The organism is Flavobacterium cauense R2A-7 (genome assembly GCF_000498475.1).
GTDB lineage: Bacteria > Bacteroidota > Bacteroidia > Flavobacteriales > Flavobacteriaceae > Flavobacterium > Flavobacterium cauense.
In genome coordinates this window covers 277,839-299,639 of record NZ_AVBI01000014.1, presented here as the reverse complement: position 1 = coordinate 299,639, position 21,801 = coordinate 277,839, and the positions used below count along the sequence as shown (strand labels likewise).

Genomic DNA, 21,801 nt, shown 5'->3' with positions numbered 1-21,801 from the left:
ATTTTACAATCAAAAATAAATATTTCTTATTTTTGAAGTTATAAATTGATTTTTGCGAAAAAAATATGGTTTCACAAATAACCAGCGGCATAAAGATTTCTGTCCTGACTAGTTTTGAAGGTACGTACTTCAAAAACTACAAGATTCATTTTGCCTTTTCCTATGAAGTAACCATCGAAAATCAAAGCAAAGATTCCGTGCAATTGAATTCCCGCCACTGGGAAATCCACGACTCCCTTAATGATTTGGAAATTGTTGACGGGGAAGGCGTTATCGGCAAAAAACCTGTTTTAAAACCCGGAGAAAAGCACACCTACAGCTCAGGCTGCTTACTTTCCTCACCATTCGGAGCCATGCGCGGTTATTTCAACATGGTGAATTTCACTTCTACCCGAAGTTTTCGCGTAATCATTCCTACTTTTAAATTGAGTGCTCCTTTCGCGCTGAACTAAGCCGAAATTTTACAAAAGCATTAACAACTAACCGATTATCATATTGGGTAATAATTTGTATCTTCGCTACGCGAAATTTTTGATAACTCAAATTATAACAAATTATGCCAAAAGGAATTTATAATGTTCCAAAAGCGGTTAACGAACCCGTTAAATCATACGCACCCGGAACTCCGGAAAGAGAAGCTGTAGCAGCTACTTTCAACAAAATGTTCAACAGTACTGTAGATGTACCCTTATATATTGGCGCGGAGGAAATCCGTACCGGAAAAACAAAAAACATCACTCCGCCATTCGACCACAAACACGTAGTCGGACAGTACCATGAAGCCGAAAAAGAACACATTGAAAAAGCAATTGCCGCTGCTTTGGAGGCTAAGAAAAAATGGGCAGCCATGCCTTGGGAACAAAGAGCTTCTATCTTTTTAAAAGCAGCTGAATTACTAGCCGGTCCGTACCGTGCAAAAATCAATGCCGCAACCATGATTGCTCAGGCAAAAACTGTTCATCAGGCTGAAATCGATTCAGCTTGTGAATTCATTGACTTCTTACGTTTCAACGTAGAATTCATGACAAAAATTTACGCCGAACAACCGGTATCCTCAGAAGGTGTATGGAACCGTATGGAGCACCGCCCTTTAGAAGGATTCGTGTATGCTATCACTCCGTTTAACTTTACTGCTATTGCCGGAAATTTACCTGCTTCTCCTGCTTTAATGGGGAATGTTGTAGTTTGGAAACCTGCCGCAACTCAGGTATATTCTGCCAATGTGATTATGGAAGTTTTCAAACAGGCTGGTTTACCGGCAGGAGTTATCAATATGGTAACCGGGAATTCAGGCATGATTTCAGACACTTTACTATCAAGTCCGGATTTTGCAGGCATTCACTTTACAGGATCAACCGGAGTTTTCAATGATATGTGGGCGGAAATTGGAAAAAACATCAGCAAATACAAAACCTACCCAAGAATTGTTGGGGAAACAGGCGGAAAAGATTTTGTTGTGGCACACCCTTCCGCTATTCCGGCACAAATCGCAACCGCCTTATCGAGAGGTGCTTTTGAATACCAAGGTCAGAAATGTTCTGCCGCTTCAAGAGCATATATTCCCGCTTCATTATGGCCGGAAGTAAAAGAGTTATTATTAGCCGATTTAGCAACTATGAAAATGGGATCTCCTGCCGATATGAGCAACTTCGTTTCTGCGGTAATTTCAGAACAGTCTTTTGACAAATTAGCAGGATTTATTGATCAGGCGAAAAAAGACAGCGATGCGGAAATCATTGCCGGAGGAAATTATGATAAATCCGTTGGGTATTTCATTCAACCAACCGTTATCTTAACTACCAATCCGAAATACAACACAATGTGTACCGAATTGTTCGGACCTGTATTAACAATTTACGTATACGAAGATGCCAAATGGAGCGAAACATTAGCTTTAGTAGACGGCACTTCAAGCTACGCCTTGACCGGAGCAATCTTGAGTCAGGATCGTTACGCGATTGTGGAAGCTACCAAAGCATTGGAAAATGCAGCCGGAAACTTCTACATCAACGACAAACCAACCGGAGCTGTTGTAGGTCAGCAGCCATTTGGGGGTGCGAGAGCGTCAGGAACTAATGACAAAGCCGGTTCTGTATTGAACTTATTGCGTTGGGTTTCTCCGAGAACCATCAAAGAAACGTTCGTTACACCAACCGATTACAGATATCCGTTCTTAGGATAAGAATCTTATCATAAAAAGAAAAAAGTCGAATCATAACCGGTTCGACTTTTTTCTTTCTATTTCCTTCTCTCTTTTCTCTTTTACACTTTATACTTCAACGGAAGATGCACCACTTTTTTGGTTTCGAAAAATTCATCTTCAAAGAAATCCGATAAATTGTATTGGGTTGCTTTCGGAAAAGCTGCCAATTCTTCGGTTAAATCGCCGCCTTTCAGATACAAAATCCCGTTTTTCAACTCGTGGTTTTGTTTCTTTTTGATTTTGTCTTTTACCCATTTATAAAAATCCGGCATGTTAGTTACGGCTCGACTCACTATAAAATCGAAATCTTCTTTTACATTTTCGGCACGCATTTGTTCCGCTCGTACATTTTGCAATCCCAATCCTTTAGCCACTTCATTTACCACACGGATTTTCTTGGCAATCACATCAATCAGATAAAAATCGACTTCGGGAAATAATATCGCCAACGGAATTCCGGGAAAACCACCACCGGTTCCCACATCTAAAATTTTAGCACCCGGCTGAAAGTCAATAATTTTAGCAATCCCCAACGAATGCAATACGTGTTTGGTATACAACTCATCGATATCTTTTCGGGAAATTACATTAATCTTTGCATTCCAGTCTTTGTACAATTCTTCCAGTTTTCGGAATTGTTCTATCTGATTCTCAGTAAGATTAGGGAAATAGTTTACAATATGCTGCATTCTTCTAAATTTTCAACAAAAGTACACATTTTACTGTTGAAAATTTTGACTAATTTAACGGTTTGCGTTTCTTTTAATAGTTACCTTTGGAACGAATAAATGCATTTGATTATGACTACACCAGCTCCAATTTTTTCAAAAACGGACAATATGAAATTTTTCCGAACGCTAAACAAACGCGTAAACGACTATTTCAAAGAAAATAATATCAAGAAAACCGGCAACTGGAAACTGCACCTGAAAACCATTATTATGTTTTCACTTTTCCTTACACCTTACTTTTTAATTCTTACTTTAAACTTACCTTTTTGGGCCCATTTGTTGATGACCATCATTATCGGAATCGGAATGGCCGGCGTGGGAATGAACGTAATGCACGATGGCAATCACGGCTCGTATTCCACCAAACCCTGGTTGAATAAAATCATGGGCGGAAGCATCTATATTTTAGCAGGAAACGTTTACAACTGGCAGGTACAACACAATGTATTACACCATACCTACACAAATATTCCGGGTCATGATGAAGACTTGGAAGCGGGTCGCGTAATCCGTTTTACCAAACATGCCGATTGGTCGCCTATCCACAAATTCCAACATTATTACTCTGTTTTTCTTTACGGTTTGTTAACCTTCAACTGGGCTATTACGACCGATTTCAAACAGATGCGCAACTACATCAAACGAAAATTATCCTATGGTGAATTCCCTAGTCCGGTACGTTTATGGACAACCCTTGTAATCACAAAAGTGATTTATTTCTCCATTTGGCTGGTTATCCCGATGATTTTAGGAATTGTTTGGTGGGAAGTGCTTATCGGATTTTTCGTAATGCATTACACTGCGGGCTTGATTTTAAGTATTGTATTCCAGTTGGCGCACGTTGTAGAAGAAACCACCAACCCTACTCCGAATGAAGAAGGGGAAATCGAAAACACCTGGGCGATTCATCAATTGTTCACCACTACTAATTTCGCTCCGAAAAACTGGATTGTTAACTGGTACACGGGAGGTTTGAACCATCAGATTGAGCACCACATTTTTCCGAATATCAGCCACATCCACTACGGAAAGATTGGTGAAATCGTAAAACAAACTGCGAAAGAGTGCAACTTACCGTACTACGAATACAAAACCATGACCAGCGCTGTAATTGCCCACTTCAAACATTTGAAAGAATTAGGACAAAAACCGCAAATGGCATAATTTTGCAAAAAATAGAATAACTACATAACACCACAAATATGAACCCGCTTTCGGACAGAATTAACAATCTATCTACATCACAAACGTTAGCCATGGCTGCGTTAGCAAGAGAATTAAAAGCCCAAGGAAAAGACATTATCAGCTTAAGTTTAGGGGAACCGGATTTCAACACGCCGGATTTCGTGAAAGAAGCTGCTAAAAAAGCCATCGACGAAAATTACAGTACTTACACTCCGGTAGAAGGTTATCTGGAACTGAAAGAAGCCATCTGTCGCAAATTCAAAAGAGACAACAACTTAGAATACAAACCTTCGCAAATTGTAGTTTCCACAGGTGCGAAACAATCCCTATACAACATTGCACAGGTAATGTTAAACGAAGGCGACGAAGTAATTCTTCCGGCACCCTACTGGGTTAGCTATTTTGAAATCATCAAACTTTCAGGAGGAACTCCGGTAGAAGTACCAACTTCTGTAGACACTGATTTCAAAATCACACCAGAACAATTGGAAGCCGCCATCACACCCAAAACAAAAATGATGTGGTTCAGTTCGCCGTGTAACCCAAGCGGCTCAGTTTATAACAGAGAAGAACTTACGGCTTTAGCAAAAGTTTTGGAAAAACACCCGAACATTTACGTGGTTTCCGATGAAATCTACGAACACATCAACTTCTCCGGCACGTTCTGCAGCATCGGATCCATTCCGGGCATGCTGGAAAGAACCATCACCGTGAACGGAGTGGCAAAAGCCTTCGCCATGACCGGTTGGAGAATCGGTTACATCGGCGCACCAGAATTTATCGCAAAAGCTTGCACTAAAATTCAGGGACAGGTAACCAGCGGTGCGAACTCTATTGCTCAACGCGCTACCATCGCTGCTGTTGACGCAGATCCATCCGTTTTAAAACACATGGTGGATGCCTTCCACAGTCGTCGTGACTTGGTGGTTGGATTGTTAAAAGAAATCCCGGGCATTAAAATCAACGTTCCGGAAGGCGCATTTTATGTATTCCCGGACGTTTCTTCGTTCTTCGGAAAAACTTTAAAAGGAACCGAAATCAAAGACGCAACGGATTTCTCCATGTATCTTTTAGCGGAAGCCAACGTAGCCACGGTAACCGGAGACGCTTTCGGAAACCCAAACTGCATCCGTTTCTCTTACGCGACCAGCGAAGATTTACTGAAAGAAGCCCTACGCCGCATCAAAGAAGCAGTGACTACAACAGAAGTTTTAGCATAACCAACACAAAAGCCTCAAGAAAATCCTGAGGCTTTTTTTTATTCTCCTAAGTTTATTGAAAGATGGCATGCCCACAAGGGTCAGGCTATCCGCTATATCTGCCGTTGCGAGTTTGCAGGCAACCTCACAAAGTCAGGATGCCGCTCCTATCCTTCATGCGACATCGGTTTTCATAACTACTCCGAACTTGAAATCGTATACCCGATTCCGATATTGTACAACGGATATTTTTTATCTTTTTTGTACACCATCGGACGCTCTATCCGATACCACTTTTCCGACTCATTAAACACGTGCCGGAACAAAGTCAGCTGATTTTCAGAATCCTCTACCAAAGGATAATTCGGTAAAATAATCTTAACAAATTTCTTCTTTTCCCCGTTTATTTCCCGAACTCCATAAGGCATTTCCGGAACATATTCACCTTTCGGGTTGGTTTTTCCCAGTATGGTCATCACCGCAAAAAAACCGTTTTCGGGCAACACAATAGTTTCCTCAAATTTCACTTCCACTTTCCCATTCACTTTTGCAGAATAAATAACAAAAACCTTATCGTAATCGTATATTTTTTTTCCAGGCTGATTACCAACATTACTCATAAATTCGATTTTCATCATCGTACCGTATGGGTTATCCTCAAAAGACTGATCTGCAATACCCTGATACAAATCTTTTACAATTAAAGGGATGGCAACCGATTTCAGGACACTATTCTTTCGTTCATTCGGAATATAAAATGCAAACTGTTGTCCTAACGACGACCAATACATTTCGTTGCTGTTATCATGCATCGATGGCTTTACAACATACTCTTTGCGCTTCTTTGCATCATTTCTGGAAACCGCAACTTTCAATTCCCCGAGAATTTCAGTGGAAGGTTTTAGAAAAACATCAGCATTCCCCTTTAACGCATCCAACAAAACAAGCTTATCCGAATAACCGATATGCGTAATTTTCACCTGATTGGGAACGTCATTATCCAAAATCACTTTCCCGTTTTCATCGGAAAAAACGCCATAACCGTTTAAAAAATTGATATTCGTATACGGCAACGCCTCTTTGGTAATCGAATCTTTCACAACAAAATACCGCTCCTGAGCATACGATTGCGCCGACAAACAACAGAAAATGAAAAGAAAAAACTTTTTAAACATGATAGAAAACGTTGGAATTATGAAATTCGGTTAGCATCAAACAACAAATATAACAACTCCAAAAACAGGAAAATCGTATCCCTAAAAAACATTTCTTGCCAAAACCTTTTAAACTATTTACCTTTAAACTTTCAAAACAACACAACAACAATGCAAAAGAAAATACTATTATTAGGTTCCGGAGAACTGGGAAAAGAATTCGTCATCGCTGCACAACGCATCGGTCAGAAAGTAATTGCTGTAGACAGTTATGAAAATGCGCCGGCTATGCAGGTAGCCCACGGATTTGAAGTCATCAATATGTTGGACGGCACCGAACTGGACCGCATCGTAGCCAAACACCAGCCGGATTTCATCGTACCCGAAATAGAAGCCATTCGTACCGAACGTTTTTACGATTATGAAAAACAAGGCATTACCGTAGTGCCTTCAGCGAAAGCCGCCAATTTCACCATGAACCGAAAAGCGATTCGGGATTTAGCAGCCAAAGATTTAGGTTTAAGAACAGCCAATTACCGTTACGCCACCACCAAAGAGGAATTGGAAAAAGCCGTTTCGGAAGTCGAAATGCCTTGCGTGGTAAAACCGTTGATGAGTTCGTCCGGAAAAGGGCAATCGACAATCAAAACACAAGACGACATTGAAAAGGCCTGGAACTATGCCGTAGAAGGTTCGCGTGGGGACATTATTGAAGTCATCGTAGAAGCGTTCGTGAATTTCCATTCCGAAATCACTTTACTTACCGTTACACAAAACAATCATCCAACTTTATTTTGTGCACCCATCGGACACCGACAAGAACGCGGTGATTATCAGGAAAGCTGGCAACCGGCAAGAGTATCACAAAAAGATATTGAAGAAGCGCAAGATATGGCCAAAAAAGTAACCGAAGCTTTGGGTGGCGCAGGATTGTTTGGCGTTGAATTTTTCTTAACTGATGAAGGCGTTTATTTCTCTGAATTATCCCCTCGCCCGCACGATACCGGCATGGTAACCTTAGCAGGAACGCAAAACTTCAATGAATTCGAATTGCATTTGCGTGCCATTTTAAGTCTGCCAATTGCGGAAATCACATTGGAAAAAGTAGGAGCGAGTGCCGTAATCTTAGCCACTGAAAATTCAGAAAACCCAACGTATACCGGAATTGAAAAAGTGGCCGGACTAACAAAAACCGATTTCAGAATCTTCGGAAAACCAACGTCACGACCTTACAGACGAATGGGTGTGATACTATCAAATGACACTATAGAAACTCCTGTGGAAGAAGTTGTCGAACGTGCCAAAAAAACTGCTATCTTAGTAAAAGTAAATTCGTAAAACTTAAAACGGACTTTAACAAATACTAAAAAATAAAGTTATGACTAAAAAAATTTTAACGCTGTTTGTTTTCTTCTTTGCGCTAACCATGAACGCACAAGAAAGAAAAGAGCCTATCAAAGCACAAATCGTTGAGGCCGCTTGCGGACAATGCCAATTTAGAATGGAAGGCAAAGGTTGCGACTTAGCCGTTCGTATTGGCAAAAAAACCTATTTTGTTGAAGGAACCGCTATGGACCAACACGGAGATGCACATGCACATGACGGCCTTTGCAATACCGTTCGTAAAGCACAGGTTTCCGGAGAAATCGTAGACAACAAATTCAAAGCCTCCGCATTCCAGTTATTGGATGAAAAAAGAGCCGTGAACAAATAATTTTGAATCTTCTGCTTGAAAATATTGCCAAACACGTTTCCCTTTCCAACGAAGAACAGGAACGTGTTTTGGCTTTTACCGAAACACAACACTACAAAGCTAAAACCATCCTTTTAAAGGAAGGACAAGTTTGCACCCATTCTTTTTTTGTACTTAAAGGCATTCTCCGCAGCTATAACATCGACGAAAATGGTGTCGAACATGTGGTAAGTTTCGCCTGCCCCGGTTGGTGGATTGCCGACATGTACAGTTTCTTATCCCAACGACCGGGACAATTGTATATTGAAGTTAATGAAGACGCCGAAGTTTTAATCCTCTCCAAAGAAAATCAGGAGAAATTATATTTGGAAGTTCCTAAAATGGAGCGTTTCTTCCGCATTCTGATTGAAAATTCTTTGGTAGCCAATCAACAACGACTAATTGACAACATGAGCTTCACCGCCGAAGCCCGTTACGACAAATTCACCAAAAAATATGCGGAACTGGTGCATTGTCTTCCACAAAAACAAATCGCTTCCTATATTGGTGTTACACCCGAGTTCTTCAGTAAAATGAAAGCGCGTCTTCTTAAGAAGTAGTTCCAAAGTAACAAAGTTGAAGAGTAGCTAAGTCCTTGACCTATAAAAAACATTTTGCTTTCTTTCTAAACTTTGTCACTCAGCAACTTTGCCTCTCTGAAACTCCAAAAACCACTTCTTAATCTAGGTTAAGTGTTTCCGCTATGGCGTCATCGTAACTTTGTCCTATCAAAATGAACAAGTTATGAACCGAAAAGATTTTATCCGAAAAACAATACTGGGCGGTGGTGCAATAATCACCGGTACCGCTTTAGCCAAACAGGTTTCCGAAGCTAAAGAAGAAACCGTTGGATTCAATCACATTCAAAACACCAATTCAAAGATTATGGAAAATATTATCTTACACAAAGCCAATACACGAGGCAATGCCAATCACGGTTGGCTGCAAAGTTTTCACACCTTTAGTTTTGCCAATTATTACAATCCGGAACGCATGAATTTCGGCGTACTGCGCGTGCTGAATGACGATACGGTAGCCGCCGGAATGGGATTTGGAACGCATCCGCATCAAAATATGGAAATCATCAGTATTCCGTTGGAAGGCGATTTGGAGCATCAGGACAGCATGGGCAATAAAACCGTGATTCGTAACGGAGACATTCAGGTGATGAGCGCCGGAACCGGAGTACAACACAGTGAATACAATAAAAACCAGGACAAGGAAGTGAAATTCCTTCAGATTTGGGTGATTCCAAACAAGCAAAGCGTAACACCACGTTACGACCAGATTACCTTGAAGGAAGAAGAACGTCACAACAAATTACAGCAGATTTTATCTCCGAATCCGGAAGACGCCGGTGTATGGATTCATCAGGACGCTTGGTTTCATTTAAGTAAATTCGACAAGGATTTTACAACCGAATATAACTTCAAAAAACAAGGTAACGGATTGTATGTTTTTGTGTTGAACGGCGATGTTACCGTAAACGGACAGGATCTGAACAGAAGAGACGGTTTCGGCATCTGGAATACCGACAAAGTAACGATTAAAGCCAACTCGGAAGCCGAATTCCTGTTGATGGAAGTTCCGATGGCCGTTTAAAAACTCAGCTACTCAGTCACTTTGCAACTTAGCTACTTAAAAAAACATTTCTTAATCTAGATTAAGTGTTTGACACACAACTCCGAAGTAACTTTGCTTCATCAAATTGAAATAAAAATTTAAAAAATAAAATTATGGCAACTACAAAATGGGCAATTGACCCGACACACTCAGAAATCGGATTTAAAGTAAAACACATGATGTTTACCAACGTATCCGGAAAATTTGAAAACTACGATGCGAATATTGTAACCGAAGGGGATGATTTCACCAACGCTACTATCGAATTTTCAGCCGATATCAATTCAGTAGACACCCGTAACGCCGACAGAGACAACCACTTAAAAAGTGCCGACTTCTTCGACGCGGAAAACCATCCGAAAATGACCTTCAAAGCCTCTTCGTTTACGAAAGTGGATGACGAGAACTACGAATTGGCTGGTGATTTAACCATGAGAGGCGTTACGAAATTTGTAAAACTTCCGGCAGAATTCAGCGGATTGATGACCGATCCTTGGGGAAATACCAAAGCAGGCATCAACATTTCCGGAAAAGTAAACCGTAAAGACTGGGGCTTGAACTGGAATTCGGCTTTAGAAACCGGTGGTGTTTTAGTGAGTGAAGACGTAAAATTGAACATCGAATTACAACTTTTAAAACAATAAGTTTCCCTTTTTGTCCCAATAAGAGAAATAGAACATCTCATAATAATAGGTTTTTGGTTGATGATTACCCTGTATTTTGTAATGAAATGCAGGGTTTTTTCATTCCCGACACCAAAGACACTTCCTTTTAGCCCCGATGGGAGCGGCATCCTTTTTTGGTAGCTGAAGCGCCATGCTGAGCTTGTCGAAGTACTCTCGAAGTCACCGAAAAAGATAGAGCGGACAGCGGGAACGACGATTCCAAACCATCCCGAAACTTGACGCTCCAAAAAAATCATTACTTTTGTCCTTCGATTGCAAACAAATTTTCAATTTTTAAATTAAATTTTATGAAAGCATACATTTTCCCGGGTCAGGGTGCACAGTTCACCGGAATGGGTAAAGATTTATACGAGACTTCGCCTTTGGCAAAAGAATTATTTGAAAAAGCCAATGAAATATTAGGGTTCCACATTACCGACATTATGTTTGAAGGAACGGCAGAACAATTGAAAGAAACCAAAGTAACGCAACCGGCCGTGTTTTTACACTCGGTTATTTTGGCCAAAACCTTAGACATTAAACCGGATATGGTTGCCGGTCACTCGTTGGGTGAATTTTCCGCTTTGGTAGCTAACGGTGCTTTGTCTTTTGAAGACGGACTAAAACTGGTTTCCCAACGTGCGATGGCGATGCAGAAAGCCTGCGAAATCACGCCAAGTACAATGGCAGCCGTTTTAAACTTAGACGACAAAATCGTGGAAGACATTTGTGCTTCGATTGACGGTGTGGTGGTTGCGGCCAATTACAACTGTCCGGGACAATTGGTAATTTCCGGCGAATTGAAAGCAGTGGAAGAAGCCTGCGAAAAAATGAAAGAAGCCGGAGCAAAACGCGCTTTGATTTTACCGGTGGGCGGTGCGTTCCACTCTCCGATGATGGAACCGGCACGTGAAGAATTGGCTGCTGCTATTGAAGCAACCACATTCAACACTCCGATTTGTCCGGTATATCAGAATGTAACGGCAAGTGCAGTTTCGGATCCTGCGGAAATCAAGAAAAACTTAATCATCCAATTGACGGCTCCCGTAAAATGGACACAATCCGTACAACAAATGATTGCCGATGGCGCAACATCGTTTACCGAAGTAGGCCCAGGAAAAGTATTGGTGGGATTGGTGAATAAAATCAATAAAGAAGTCGAAACGATTTCGGCCTAATCTTTAGAAAACATACTTGAGAAACTCCGACAGTGCTACGTCGGAGTTTTTTATTTTAATGATATCTTTGTGAAAGAAGACACTACTTATGAATCAGAATAATTTGCGAACCGTTACCGTGATGCGTTACATTACGCCCCTTCGGGAAGGTGGTTCATTGCCGGCTTTGGCGGAAGCCGATGACGATTTCAAATACGTTTTGAAATTTCGCGGTGCAGGTCATGGCGTAAAAGCATTGATTGCCGAATTGTTAGGCGGTGAAATTGCCCGTTTTTTAGGCTTGCCGGTTCCGGAATTGGTTTTTGCCAATCTGGATGAAGCGTTCGGCAGAATGGAAGGCGATGAAGAAATTCAGGATTTGCTAAAATTCAGTCAGGGCTTAAATTTAGGGCTGCACTATCTTTCGGGCGCTATCACGTATGATGCCGCGGTGAATGACTGTGACGAATTGCTGGCTTCTAAAATTGTATGGCTGGATGCGTTTATTACCAATGTGGACCGTACTTTCCGCAATACTAACTTACTGATTTGGCACAAAGAATTGTGGTTGATTGACCATGGCGCATCGTTCTATTTTCATCATTCCTGGGACAATTGGGAAACGACGGCAAAAACTTCATTTGCTTTGATTAAAGACCATGTATTATTGCCGAAAGCGACCAAACTGGACGAAATACATGCAGAATTCACGCAGAAATTAAACGATACCATAATCGAAAATTTCATAAAATTAATTCCGGACGATTGGTTGCACTGGGAAAATGGCGCGATAACTCCTGAAGAAATCAGAATGGTTTATTTCCGATTTTTATCGATTCGATTACAAAACGCAGAACTCTTTTTAAAACAAGCGCAAGATGCACGAAAAACACTTATATGAATATGCCGTAATTCGTGTGGTGCCTAAGGTCGAACGCGAAGAATTCATCAACATCGGACTAATGCTTTTTTGTAAGCAGCAAAAATACTTACGGATTGACTATCAGATTCCTTCGGAGAAAATCAAAGCTTTGTGTCCGGAGTTTGATGTGGAACAATTAGCCGAAAATCTGGAATCGTTTACCAAAATCTGCGCCGGCAAAAAAGAAGGCGGCCCGATTGGCACGTTTGAAATCGCCGAACGTTTTCGCTGGTTAACGGCAGTGAGAAGTTCGAGTATCCAAACCTCAAGGCCTCATCCCGGGTTTAGTACTGATTTGAACAAAACATTCGAGAAACTTTACAGCGAATTGGTATTGTAAAATACTTTCCGTTCACTTTTTTTGATAATAAAATTTCAACATCTTTTGTTTTTAATTAAAAAATTATTTTAACTTTAGCATTAAGTATAATTAATTATTAATTCTTAAAAATTAGAAAATGAAAAAAACACTTTTAGCTTTAGCTTTTGTTGGAGCATTGATGGTTTCTTGTAAAGAAAAAACAGAAGAGAAAATGGATGAGGCTGCTGACGCTGCTGCAACTGAAATGACAGAAGCGGTTGATACAGCTGCTGCAAAAATGGAAGCTACTGTTGATACTGCTGCTGCAAAAGTAGAAGACGCTGCTGCTGCTGGTGCTGCGAAAGTAGAGGAAGTTGCAAAAGACGCTAAAGAAGCTGTTAAAAAGTAATTTTAAAGGCCGGTTTATCAACCGGCCTTTTTTATTTGCAAAAAACACACTTATATAAAAACTCCCAAACCGTAATGGATTGGGAGTTTTACTTTATACAATAGTATGTTCTTAACTTCTGATTTTTTGTTCCCATTTCCAGGCACTTGCCAAAGCCTCTTCCAAAGTAGATTTGGACTTCCAGCCCAAAACAGTATTGGCCTTATCGGTATTGGCGTAGGCAACGGTAATATCCCCTTCTCTTCTGCCCACGATTTTATACGGTAATTTCTGATTGCTCACTTTTTCAAAAGTCTGAATCACTTCCAATACCGAGCTTCCGGTTCCGGTTCCCACATTGAAGGTTTCAATTTTTTCGGCATTCTTCTTTTCAATTAAACGTTGCAAGGCCACCACATGTGCTTTTGCCAAATCCACCACATGAATATAATCGCGAATGCACGTTCCGTCTGTCGTTGGGTAATCGTCACCAAAAACAGAAAGCTCCTTACGTAGTCCAATTGCAGTTTGAGTAATAAACGGTACTAAATTTTGCGGAATTCCAATTGGTAATTCCCCTATTTCAGCACTTGGATGCGCTCCAATCGGATTAAAATAACGCAATAAAATGGCATTGATTCCGGATACTTTTGCCACATCCGAAATAATTTCCTCACCAATCTGTTTCGTATTTCCGTAAGGAGACATCGCTTGTTGCACAGGAGCATCTTCGGTAATCGGCATTTTTTCGGCTTGACCGTAAACGGTGCACGAAGAACTGAAAATTAAATTTGCCTGTGACTTTTTTTGCAACTCCTGAAGCAAATACACCAAAGCACAAATGTTGTTTTCATAATACAACAGTGGATTTTCAATACTTTCCCCCACCGCTTTAGAAGCAGCAAAGTGAATCACCCCGGAAATATCAGCGTGTCGTTTAAAAAAATCCTGAACTTTACTTTTCTCACGCAAATCCAGTTTTTCAAAAGCCGGTGTTTTTCCAGTAATTTTTGAAATCCCGTCCAAAACCGTCAAAGAAGAATTCGACAAATCATCTACTATCACAACTTCAAAACCCTGATTTTGCAATTCGACGACGGTATGCGAACCGATAAATCCCAAACCACCAGTTACTAGTACTTTCATTTGATTAAAGAAAATTAGAATTGATTATAAAAATAAGTTACTGGTTGCATTAATTAAAAAATTCCAAAACAGAATCGACAATAAAGCGAATTTGTTCGTCGTCTAACTCGGTATGCATTGGTAAGGAAATCACTTCTTTCACCAATTGGTTGGTTACCGGAAAATCTTCTTCCTTATATCTCGAATCTAAATAGGCTTTCTGACTGTGTAACGGAATCGGGTAATAAATTGCACACGGAATCCCTTTTGCCTGAAGATGTTCCATCAACGCATCACGATTGGCATCTATAATACGCAACGTATACTGATGAAAAACATGGCAATCGCAGGCGTCACAAATCGTTGGCGCAATAATGTTTTTATGACCTTCAAATCCTTTTGAATATTTTCGGGCGGCATTTTGTCTTGCTGCATTATACGAATCCAACAATGGTAATTTAGCATTCAGAACCGCTGCCTGAATACTATCTAAACGGGAATTCACGCCAACCACATCATGATGGTAGCGCACGTACATACCGTGGTTCACGATTCCGCGTAAGGTATGTGCCAAAGCATCATCATTAGTAAAAATCGCACCACCATCACCATAACAACCTAAGTTTTTAGAAGGGAAGAATGAAGTTGCCCCTACATGACCAATGGTTCCCACTTTTCGTTTCACACCATCTCTTCCGGTAAAATCAGCTCCAATTGCCTGAGCATTATCTTCAATTACATATAGATTATGTTCTTTGGCAATGTCCATAATCGCGTCCATATTGGCGGCGCGACCAAACAAATGCACCGGAACAATGGCTTTGGTTTTCGGAGTAATGGCTTTTTTTATGGCTTCGATGGAAATATTCATGTTTCCCATTTCCACATCCACCAAAACGGGCGTAAGTTGCAGTAAAGCGATTACTTCAACCGTTGCCGCAAAGGTAAAATCGGCAGTAATGACTTCATCTCCGGGTTGTAACCCCAAACCCATCATTGCAATTTGCAATGCATCGGTTCCGTTGGCACACGGGATTACGTGTTTTACACCCAAATAATCCTCTAATGATTTTTGGAATTGCTGTACTTGTGGTCCGTTAATGTAAGTATTGGTATCTAAAACCTCCTGAATGGAAGCATTTACAGTATCTTTTATTTTTTCGTATTGACTTTTCAAGTCAACCATTTGCAATTTTCTCATCTGAAAAATATATTTAAAACAAGCAAAAATACGAATTAAAGTAGAATGATTTATGGATAATAAAAAGAAACCGTATTTTAGCGCAACAAAAGGAACATTATGTTTTTTCTCTACAATTTAGTGGTTCAGTCGGCGGCATTTTTACTGAAAATCGTAGCCTTATTCAGTCCGAAAATAAAATTATTTGTGGAAGGACGAAAAACAGTTTTCAACACCTTGTCCGAAAAAATTTCACCCTCCGACAAGACCATCTGGTTTCACGCCGCTTCCTTAGGCGAATACGAACAGGGACTTCCGGTGATGGAAAAAATGAAAACCCAATTTCCCAATCATAAAATCGTGGTAACGTTCTTCTCGCCTTCCGGTTATGAAGTCCGAAAAAACAATACAATTGCCGATGCCACGGTGTATCTTCCGTTAGACAGCATAAGCAACGCCAAGCAGTTTTTAAAATTGGTGCATCCCGAAATGACTTTCTTCATCAAATACGAATTTTGGCCGAATTATCTGAACGAGCTCAAAAAACAAAACATCAAAATCTATCTGATTTCCGGAATATTCCGTAAAAAACAGCCTTTCTTTAAATGGTACGGTGGTTTTTACCGAAATGCCTTAAAAAGCTTTCACTACTTTTTTGTACAGAATGAAAGTTCTAAAAAACTACTGCAAAATATCGGTTTCAATAACGTAAAAGTTTCGGGCGACACACGCTTTGATCGCGTAGTTTCGATTCTGGAACGCGACAATTCACTGGATTTTATTGAAGAATTCAAAAATGAGACTCCGACCATCGTCATCGGAAGTTCCTGGCCAAAAGACGAAGAACTTTTGATTAAGTACATCAATCAAGCCAATGACGCTGTAAAATTCATCATTGCTCCGCACAACATCAAACCGGAACAAATTCAGCAATTAAAAAACTCGATTACCCAAAAAACGGTTTTGTTTTCGGAAAAAGAAGGTCAAAATTTAGCCGATTATCAGGTTTTCATCATCGATACTATCGGAATTCTAACCAAAATTTACAGCTATGCCGATATCGCCTATGTGGGTGGTGGTTTTGGAAATCCGGGCGTCCACAATATTCTCGAACCGGCCACTTTTGGCATTCCGATTGTAATCGGACCAAATTATTCCCATTTCGCCGAAGCTACCGCCTTAGTTAACATGGAAGGCTGTATTACGATTAGCAATCAAAACGAATTGCATCAGGCGTTTGATCTGTTGGTCCAAAACGAAGACGAACGCCATGAAAAAGGACATATCTGCAGTACGTTTGTTCAGATGAATAAAGGTGCCACCAACACGATTCTGAACCATATTCTTGCGTAAATGGAAAACGAAATCCGTTTTAAAAGTCTGACCCATTCCGACATCGACACCATTGTTTTGCTGATGCAGGATTTCTATGCCATAGACCATTATCCCATCGATACCGAAAAATCAAAAGAGCTTTTCAAAACCTTCATCGAAAATGAAAGTCTTGGAAAATCATGGTTGATTTACCGCAACAATGAAGTCGTTGGTTATGTAATTCTGACTTTCATATTCAGTTTTGAATACGGCGGAACCATCGCTTTTTTAGACGAATTGTATCTTTCCGAAAAAGCACGCGGAAAAGGAATCGGTAAGGCTGCAATTCAGTTTATTCAGACAGAAGCTCTTAAATTAAAGTTAAAAATCATCTACCTCGAAGTGGAAGGGCACAATGAAAATGCACAAAAATTGTATATTGCTCACGATTTTGCCGTACATCATCGAAAATTGATGAAATATACTGTAAAATAACACCCTAAAATTCCAAAAAATGAAATTTTTAAAACTACTTATTATTTTATTCGTTATTCCGATATACGCGCAACAGGGCGGTATGTGGATTCCTTCGTTGTTAAAAGGAATGAACGAAACCGAAATGAGAAATCTGGGAATGAAAATCTCTGCCGATGATATTTATTCCGTAAACCATTCCAGTTTAAAAGATGCTGTTCCGCATTTTGACGGTGGCTGTACCGCGGAAGTAATTTCACCGAAAGGGCTGATTTTAACCAATCACCACTGTGGTTATGACAACATTCAGAGTCATTCTTCGGTAGAACACGATTACCTTACCAATGGTTTTTGGGCCTACAAAATGGAAGACGAATTACCCAACAAAGATTTATTCGTAACCTTCATTGTTAAAATCGAAGACGTGACCAACAAAGTTTTGGAAGGTGTTGTGAATTTACCGACCGAAGCCGAAAAACAAAAGAAAATCCAGGACAACATTTCGATGTTAAGCAAGACCCTACCGAAAGAAGCCTGGCAGGAAAACAGCATCCGTACGTTTTATGACGGAAACCAATACATTTTATTCTTAACCGAAACCTTCCGCGATGTGCGTTTGGTGGGCGCTCCGCCTTCATCGATTGGAAAATTCGGTTCGGATACAGACAACTGGGTTTGGCCGCGTCATACCGGAGATTTTTCGTTGTTTCGAATTTATGCCGACAAAAACAACCGTCCGGCAGAATATTCAAAAGACAACGTTCCCTACACTCCGAAACACTTCTTCCCGGTTTCCGTTAAAGGTGTTCAGGAAAATGACTTTACCATGGTTATGGGGTATCCCGGAAGAACTCAGGAATACTTACCTTCTTATGCTGTTGAGCAAATTATGAATTCGTTAGATCCTGCCAGAATTGAAGTACGCGACCGCGCTCTAAAAGTTCAGGATGGCTTCATGCGAAAAGACAATGCGATTAAAATTCAATATGCTTCAAAATATGCCAGCGTAGCCAACTATTGGAAAAAATGGATTGGTGAAGTAAAAGGGCTGAAAAAATCGAATGCAGTAGGCATCAAACAGCAATTCGAGAAAAATTTCAGCGAGAAAATCAATAAAGCCGGTAAACAAGCCGAATACGGTAATTTGTTAGCCGAATTTAAAACCAATTACGAAGCCATCGCTCCTTATGCTTTAGCGAGAGAATACTATACGGAAGTAGTTTTAAGAAACACGGAAATTTTAAGTTTCGGATACCGTTTGTACCAATTGGAGCAAGTTTACAATACCAAAGGCGAACAGGCATTTAACGATCGAAAAGCAAACTTAATTACAGGATTTGAATCCTTATACAAAGATTTCAACGCCAACGTAGACGAGAAAGTCTTCGAACAATTGATTAGTCTGTATGCTAAAAAATCACCACAACAGTTTTTACCGGAAACCGTTAAGAACATCAATCCGGAATACAGCGCCAAAACTATTTTCACGAATTCGAAATTAACTTCTTATAACGGGTTAAAAGAATTGTTACAAGGCGACACCAAAACCGTTCTTGAAAAAATGAATCAGGATCCGGCTTTTATCTTGGTAAAAACCATTGCGGACGCCTATACTAAAAATGTGGCTACGAAATACGACGAATTGAACCTGAAAAACATCGCATTACAACGCACGTATATGAAAGCTATTTTGGAATTGAGTCCGAAATCTGCCCGTATTTTCCCGGATGCCAACAGTACGCTTCGTGTTACTTACGGAAAAGTAAAAGGCTACCAGCCAAGTGACGCGGTGACTTATGCACCGATGACGTATCTGGACGGAGTTATGGAAAAATATGTTCCGGGCGACTACGAGTTCGATGTTCCTAAAAAACTGATCGATCTATACAACGCTAAAGATTACGGACAATATGCCGACAAAAACGGAAAAATGCCAGTAGCCTTTATTGCTACAAACCATACTACAGGAGGAAACTCTGGAAGCCCAGCATTGGACGCTAACGGAAACCTTATCGGATTGAATTTTGACCGTGTTTGGGAAGGTACTATGAGCGATATTCACTACGATCCTTCCATCTGTAGGAATATTATGGTTGATATCCGTTATGTACTATTTATAGTAGACAAATATGCCGGAGCGAAAAATCTGATTGAAGAAATGAAATTGGTAAAACCGGTAAAAAAGAAAAAGAAATAACACTAACTGTAAATCAGTCAAATAGAAAAAAATAAAGAATTTTTAACTTACAAATTCCATTTATTTCTTTTGGCACGTAAATTGCAGCATAGGCGTTAGTTGCATTGAAAATATTTTTTTTGAAAAAAAGGAAAAAATTATTTTATCATATCAAAAAATTTATATCTTTGCTCCGAATTAATAATTAACCTTTATAATTTAGTAAGATGAAAAAAGTTGTTTTAAGCTTAGCTTTAGTAGCTATGATGAGTGTTTCTTTCGTATCATGTAAAGAAACTGCAAAAGAAGAAACTGTAACTGAAGAAGTTGCTCCAGTTGCTGAAGAGGCTGTTGAAGCTACTACTGAAGTAGTTGATTCTGCTGCTGCTCCTGCTGCTGATGCTGCTGCTACAGAAGCTGCTCCAGCTACTGACGCTGCTGCTGCTCCAGCTAAAGAAGAAGTTAAAAAATAATTAGAACACTTCTAAGAAAAAATAGTCCCGGTTTATAATCGGGACTTTTTTTATGCCTTATTGTTACGCATAAAAAAAGAGACTAACAGTCTCTTTCATAATTCTTATTGGTTTTTACCACCTCACATCGTCCGGGACCACAGCCCAGTCTTCTTGGCCCACACGAGACCAGTACACCACACAACAGCACAAAACAGATTACCTTTTTCATATTGCTTACATAATTTCCGAAAACTGCATTGCTTTCAGACGTTCCAAATACTCTCTTTGATTGGACAATCTCGGAATCTTATGTTGTCCACCCAATTTATCCTGATCTTTCAACCAATCATAAAATAAATTCGTTCGTGCCACATTCAGCACCAACGGATTCAACGTCATATTATTGTAACGCTTCGCTTCGTAATCGGAATTTAAGGTTTGCAGTGTTTCATCCAAGAGTTTTCTAAAAACTTCGATATCAGCTGGCGCTTTTCGGAATTCTACCATCCACTCGTGTGCTCCTTTCTCTTTACCGTCCATAAAAATTGGCGCAACCGTATAATCAATCACTTCACAGCTTAATTGCTCGCACGTTTTCGCTAAAGCCATATCGGTGTTTTCCACCATCAATTCCTCTCCAAAAACATTGATATGATGCTTGGTCCTTCCGGTTACCCGAACACGGTACGGATTTAAAGACGTAAATCGAATGGTATCCCCAATCAGATAACGCCACAACCCGGAATTGGTAGTGATAACAACGGCATAATTCTTATTCAACTCTACTTCCGCTAAACGAATCACGCGCTGATTTAGTGTTCCGAAAGTATCCATCGGGATGAATTCATAGAAAATTCCGTAATCCAGCATCAGTAACAAATCACTGGAATTGTTCAGATCCTGAATCGCAAAGAACCCTTCCGAAGCATTATAGATTTCATAAAACTTAAAATCCGGATTCGGTAAAATCTTTTTGTATTGTTCACGGTACGGTTCAAAACTCACACCGCCATGAAAATACACCTCCAGATTCGGCCAGATTTCCAGCAAATTCCCTTTTCCGGTTTCTTCCAGCATTTTATTCAGTAATACCAACATCCAGGAAGGCACACCGGCAAAACTGGTTACATTTTCATTTTTGGTTTCGTTGATAATCGCCTGAATTTTGGTTTCCCATTCGCTCATCAATGAAACCTTATTGCTTGGCGTACTGCTGAATTCGGCCCAAAACGGCATGTTATCAATCAGAATTGCCGACAAATCGCCAAAAAAGGTATTATTGTCTTCATACAACTGCTTACTGCCCCCCAAGCGAAGGCTTTTCCCGGTAAACAATTCTGATTCTTCATTATTGTTTAAATACAAACACAACAAGTCTTTACTCGCTTTATAATGACAATCCTCCAGAGCTTCATTACTCACCGGAATAAACTTGCTTTTGGCATTGGTCGTTCCGCTGGATTTCGCGAACCATTTGATAGGCGTTGCCCAAAACACATTTTGTTCGCCTTTACGCGTCAGTTCGATTAACGGTTCCAACTCCTCATAGGTCGACACCGGAATTCTTTCGGAAAACGTCTTGTAACTTTTAATGGAAGAGAATTCATATTTCTTACCCAACACCGTTCCTTCGGCACTGCGAATCAGGTTGAACAGCAATTCTTCCTGAACCTCATTCGGGTATTTTAAAAACAATTCCATTTGATGAATTCGTTTTTTCAGAATCCAGGTAGCAATTGAATTTATAATGGTTAACGGCATCTTTTATAAGTATGAATTATGAATTGTAAAATACTAATTATAATTTTACGTCTTTC

22 protein-coding genes are annotated in these 21,801 nt (G+C 40.1%); 17 read left to right on the top strand and 5 right to left on the bottom strand.

Translation table 11 applies throughout. From position 1 onward, the window contains the following. Positions 1 to 65: 65 nt before the first annotated feature. Both apaG and pruA read left to right on the top strand, forming a co-directional pair. A complete protein-coding gene (gene apaG, locus FCR2A7T_RS07480) occupies positions 66 to 452 on the top strand; it encodes a Co2+/Mg2+ efflux protein ApaG (protein WP_023575468.1) in 387 nt (128 codons plus the stop codon). Between the two features lie 104 nt (positions 453 to 556). Further along, positions 557 to 2,182, top strand: a complete 1,626-nt coding sequence (gene pruA / locus FCR2A7T_RS07475) for an L-glutamate gamma-semialdehyde dehydrogenase (RefSeq protein WP_023570674.1) — start codon at positions 557 to 559, stop codon at positions 2,180 to 2,182. Positions 2,183 to 2,262: 80 nt separating this feature from the next. On the opposite strand, the gene rsmG is transcribed toward pruA, so the two are convergent. Then, positions 2,263 to 2,892, bottom strand: a complete 630-nt coding sequence (gene rsmG, locus FCR2A7T_RS07470) for a 16S rRNA (guanine(527)-N(7))-methyltransferase RsmG (RefSeq protein WP_023570673.1) — start codon at positions 2,890 to 2,892, stop codon at positions 2,263 to 2,265. A 111-nt stretch (positions 2,893 to 3,003) separates the two neighbouring features. Between rsmG and FCR2A7T_RS07465 the strand changes: the two genes are divergently transcribed. Beyond that, positions 3,004 to 4,098 carry a fatty acid desaturase family protein gene (locus tag FCR2A7T_RS07465; RefSeq protein ID WP_035117840.1) on the top strand — a complete coding sequence of 365 codons (1,095 nt, stop codon included), beginning with the start codon at positions 3,004 to 3,006 and terminating at the stop codon, positions 4,096 to 4,098. A gap of 38 nt (positions 4,099 to 4,136) precedes the next feature. Then, positions 4,137 to 5,339, top strand: a complete 1,203-nt coding sequence (locus FCR2A7T_RS07460) for a pyridoxal phosphate-dependent aminotransferase (protein WP_023570671.1) — start codon at positions 4,137 to 4,139, stop codon at positions 5,337 to 5,339. Between the two features lie 176 nt (positions 5,340 to 5,515). Here the strand turns inward: FCR2A7T_RS07460 and FCR2A7T_RS07455 are convergent, their stop codons facing one another. Continuing rightward, positions 5,516 to 6,493, bottom strand: coding sequence for a hypothetical protein (locus tag FCR2A7T_RS07455; protein ID WP_023570670.1), 978 nt, complete (start codon positions 6,491 to 6,493; stop codon positions 5,516 to 5,518). Between the two features lie 90 nt (positions 6,494 to 6,583). Between FCR2A7T_RS07455 and purT the strand changes: the two genes are divergently transcribed. The 9 genes from purT (at position 6,584) to FCR2A7T_RS07410 (ending at position 13,281) form a co-directional block, all read left to right on the top strand. Further along, positions 6,584 to 7,810, top strand: coding sequence for a formate-dependent phosphoribosylglycinamide formyltransferase (purT, locus tag FCR2A7T_RS07450; protein ID WP_262493732.1), 1,227 nt, complete (start codon positions 6,584 to 6,586; stop codon positions 7,808 to 7,810). A gap of 40 nt (positions 7,811 to 7,850) precedes the next feature. Next, positions 7,851 to 8,186, top strand: a complete 336-nt coding sequence (locus tag FCR2A7T_RS07445; protein ID WP_023570668.1) for a DUF6370 family protein — start codon at positions 7,851 to 7,853, stop codon at positions 8,184 to 8,186. 2 nt (positions 8,187 to 8,188) lie between these two features. Further along, entirely contained in the window at positions 8,189 to 8,764 is a 576-nt protein-coding gene (locus FCR2A7T_RS07440; RefSeq protein ID WP_023570667.1) for a Crp/Fnr family transcriptional regulator, read from the top strand. 325 nt (positions 8,765 to 9,089) lie between these two features. Next, positions 9,090 to 9,806, top strand: coding sequence for a pirin family protein (locus FCR2A7T_RS07435; protein ID WP_035117838.1), 717 nt, complete (start codon positions 9,090 to 9,092; stop codon positions 9,804 to 9,806). Between the two features lie 134 nt (positions 9,807 to 9,940). Then, positions 9,941 to 10,471 carry a YceI family protein gene (locus FCR2A7T_RS07430; protein ID WP_023570665.1) on the top strand — a complete coding sequence of 177 codons (531 nt, stop codon included), beginning with the start codon at positions 9,941 to 9,943 and terminating at the stop codon, positions 10,469 to 10,471. Positions 10,472 to 10,800: 329 nt separating this feature from the next. Then, positions 10,801 to 11,670: an ACP S-malonyltransferase gene (fabD, locus tag FCR2A7T_RS07425; RefSeq protein WP_023570664.1), complete on the top strand. Its 870-nt coding sequence runs from the start codon at positions 10,801 to 10,803 to the stop codon at positions 11,668 to 11,670. A gap of 88 nt (positions 11,671 to 11,758) precedes the next feature. Continuing rightward, positions 11,759 to 12,550 (top strand): HipA family kinase, encoded by a 792-nt coding sequence (locus tag FCR2A7T_RS07420; RefSeq protein WP_023570663.1) that lies wholly within the window; start codon positions 11,759 to 11,761, stop codon positions 12,548 to 12,550. After that, a complete protein-coding gene (locus FCR2A7T_RS07415) occupies positions 12,528 to 12,911 on the top strand; it encodes a DUF3037 domain-containing protein (protein ID WP_035117760.1) in 384 nt (127 codons plus the stop codon). Before FCR2A7T_RS07420 ends, FCR2A7T_RS07415 begins: the two co-directional genes overlap by 23 nt. A gap of 118 nt (positions 12,912 to 13,029) precedes the next feature. After that, a complete protein-coding gene (locus FCR2A7T_RS07410) occupies positions 13,030 to 13,281 on the top strand; it encodes a hypothetical protein (RefSeq protein ID WP_023570662.1) in 252 nt (83 codons plus the stop codon). Positions 13,282 to 13,392: 111 nt separating this feature from the next. Here FCR2A7T_RS07410 and galE read toward each other — a convergent pair whose 3' ends face one another. After that, a complete protein-coding gene (gene galE / locus FCR2A7T_RS07405) occupies positions 13,393 to 14,406 on the bottom strand; it encodes a UDP-glucose 4-epimerase GalE (RefSeq protein ID WP_023570661.1) in 1,014 nt (337 codons plus the stop codon). Between the two features lie 49 nt (positions 14,407 to 14,455). Beyond that, on the bottom strand, positions 14,456 to 15,586 hold the full coding sequence (locus tag FCR2A7T_RS07400) for a DegT/DnrJ/EryC1/StrS family aminotransferase (RefSeq protein WP_035117758.1): 1,131 nt from the start codon (positions 15,584 to 15,586) through the stop codon (positions 14,456 to 14,458). Positions 15,587 to 15,685: 99 nt separating this feature from the next. On the opposite strand from FCR2A7T_RS07400, the gene FCR2A7T_RS07395 reads away from it, so the two are divergent. The 4 genes from FCR2A7T_RS07395 to FCR2A7T_RS07380 all read left to right on the top strand — a co-directional run bounded on the left by FCR2A7T_RS07395 (position 15,686) and on the right by FCR2A7T_RS07380 (position 20,002). Continuing rightward, positions 15,686 to 16,918, top strand: coding sequence for a 3-deoxy-D-manno-octulosonic acid transferase (locus tag FCR2A7T_RS07395; protein WP_023570659.1), 1,233 nt, complete (start codon positions 15,686 to 15,688; stop codon positions 16,916 to 16,918). Beyond that, a complete protein-coding gene (locus FCR2A7T_RS07390; RefSeq protein WP_023570658.1) occupies positions 16,919 to 17,374 on the top strand; it encodes a GNAT family N-acetyltransferase in 456 nt (151 codons plus the stop codon). It abuts the gene before it with no gap. A 19-nt stretch (positions 17,375 to 17,393) separates the two neighbouring features. Then, the gene (locus tag FCR2A7T_RS07385; RefSeq protein ID WP_023570657.1) at positions 17,394 to 19,550 is read left to right on the top strand and encodes a S46 family peptidase; all 2,157 of its coding nucleotides are present in this window, start codon (positions 17,394 to 17,396) and stop codon (positions 19,548 to 19,550) included. 206 nt (positions 19,551 to 19,756) lie between these two features. Further along, on the top strand, positions 19,757 to 20,002 hold the full coding sequence (locus tag FCR2A7T_RS07380; RefSeq protein ID WP_023570656.1) for a hypothetical protein: 246 nt from the start codon (positions 19,757 to 19,759) through the stop codon (positions 20,000 to 20,002). Positions 20,003 to 20,218: 216 nt separating this feature from the next. Here FCR2A7T_RS07380 and FCR2A7T_RS07375 read toward each other — a convergent pair whose 3' ends face one another. Further along, positions 20,219 to 21,745 carry a GH3 auxin-responsive promoter family protein gene (locus FCR2A7T_RS07375; RefSeq protein ID WP_023570655.1) on the bottom strand — a complete coding sequence of 509 codons (1,527 nt, stop codon included), beginning with the start codon at positions 21,743 to 21,745 and terminating at the stop codon, positions 20,219 to 20,221. Positions 21,746 to 21,801: the final 56 nt, after the last annotated feature.

Bases quoted from the DNA above. Each gene is read 5' to 3' on its own strand.
- FCR2A7T_RS07420 (WP_023570663.1), top strand. From the start codon at position 11,759: ATGAATCAGAATAATTTGCGAACCGTTACCGTGATGCGTTACATTACG.
- FCR2A7T_RS07430 (WP_023570665.1), top strand. From the start codon at position 9,941: ATGGCAACTACAAAATGGGCAATTGACCCGACACACTCAGAAATCGGA.
- FCR2A7T_RS07395 (WP_023570659.1), top strand. From the start codon at position 15,686: ATGTTTTTTCTCTACAATTTAGTGGTTCAGTCGGCGGCATTTTTACTG.
- apaG (WP_023575468.1), top strand. From the start codon at position 66: ATGGTTTCACAAATAACCAGCGGCATAAAGATTTCTGTCCTGACTAGT.
- FCR2A7T_RS07385 (WP_023570657.1), top strand. From the start codon at position 17,394: ATGAAATTTTTAAAACTACTTATTATTTTATTCGTTATTCCGATATAC.
- FCR2A7T_RS07435 (WP_035117838.1), top strand. From the start codon at position 9,090: ATGGAAAATATTATCTTACACAAAGCCAATACACGAGGCAATGCCAAT.
- galE (WP_023570661.1), bottom strand. From the start codon at position 14,406: ATGAAAGTACTAGTAACTGGTGGTTTGGGATTTATCGGTTCGCATACC.
- rsmG (WP_023570673.1), bottom strand. From the start codon at position 2,892: ATGCAGCATATTGTAAACTATTTCCCTAATCTTACTGAGAATCAGATA.
- FCR2A7T_RS07460 (WP_023570671.1), top strand. From the start codon at position 4,137: ATGAACCCGCTTTCGGACAGAATTAACAATCTATCTACATCACAAACG.
- pruA (WP_023570674.1), top strand. From the start codon at position 557: ATGCCAAAAGGAATTTATAATGTTCCAAAAGCGGTTAACGAACCCGTT.
- FCR2A7T_RS07375 (WP_023570655.1), bottom strand. From the start codon at position 21,745: ATGCCGTTAACCATTATAAATTCAATTGCTACCTGGATTCTGAAAAAA.
- FCR2A7T_RS07445 (WP_023570668.1), top strand. From the start codon at position 7,851: ATGACTAAAAAAATTTTAACGCTGTTTGTTTTCTTCTTTGCGCTAACC.
- fabD (WP_023570664.1), top strand. From the start codon at position 10,801: ATGAAAGCATACATTTTCCCGGGTCAGGGTGCACAGTTCACCGGAATG.
- FCR2A7T_RS07390 (WP_023570658.1), top strand. From the start codon at position 16,919: ATGGAAAACGAAATCCGTTTTAAAAGTCTGACCCATTCCGACATCGAC.
- FCR2A7T_RS07465 (WP_035117840.1), top strand. From the start codon at position 3,004: ATGACTACACCAGCTCCAATTTTTTCAAAAACGGACAATATGAAATTT.
- FCR2A7T_RS07380 (WP_023570656.1), top strand. From the start codon at position 19,757: ATGAAAAAAGTTGTTTTAAGCTTAGCTTTAGTAGCTATGATGAGTGTT.
- FCR2A7T_RS07410 (WP_023570662.1), top strand. From the start codon at position 13,030: ATGAAAAAAACACTTTTAGCTTTAGCTTTTGTTGGAGCATTGATGGTT.
- FCR2A7T_RS07415 (WP_035117760.1), top strand. From the start codon at position 12,528: ATGCACGAAAAACACTTATATGAATATGCCGTAATTCGTGTGGTGCCT.
- FCR2A7T_RS07455 (WP_023570670.1), bottom strand. From the start codon at position 6,493: ATGTTTAAAAAGTTTTTTCTTTTCATTTTCTGTTGTTTGTCGGCGCAA.
- FCR2A7T_RS07400 (WP_035117758.1), bottom strand. From the start codon at position 15,586: ATGAGAAAATTGCAAATGGTTGACTTGAAAAGTCAATACGAAAAAATA.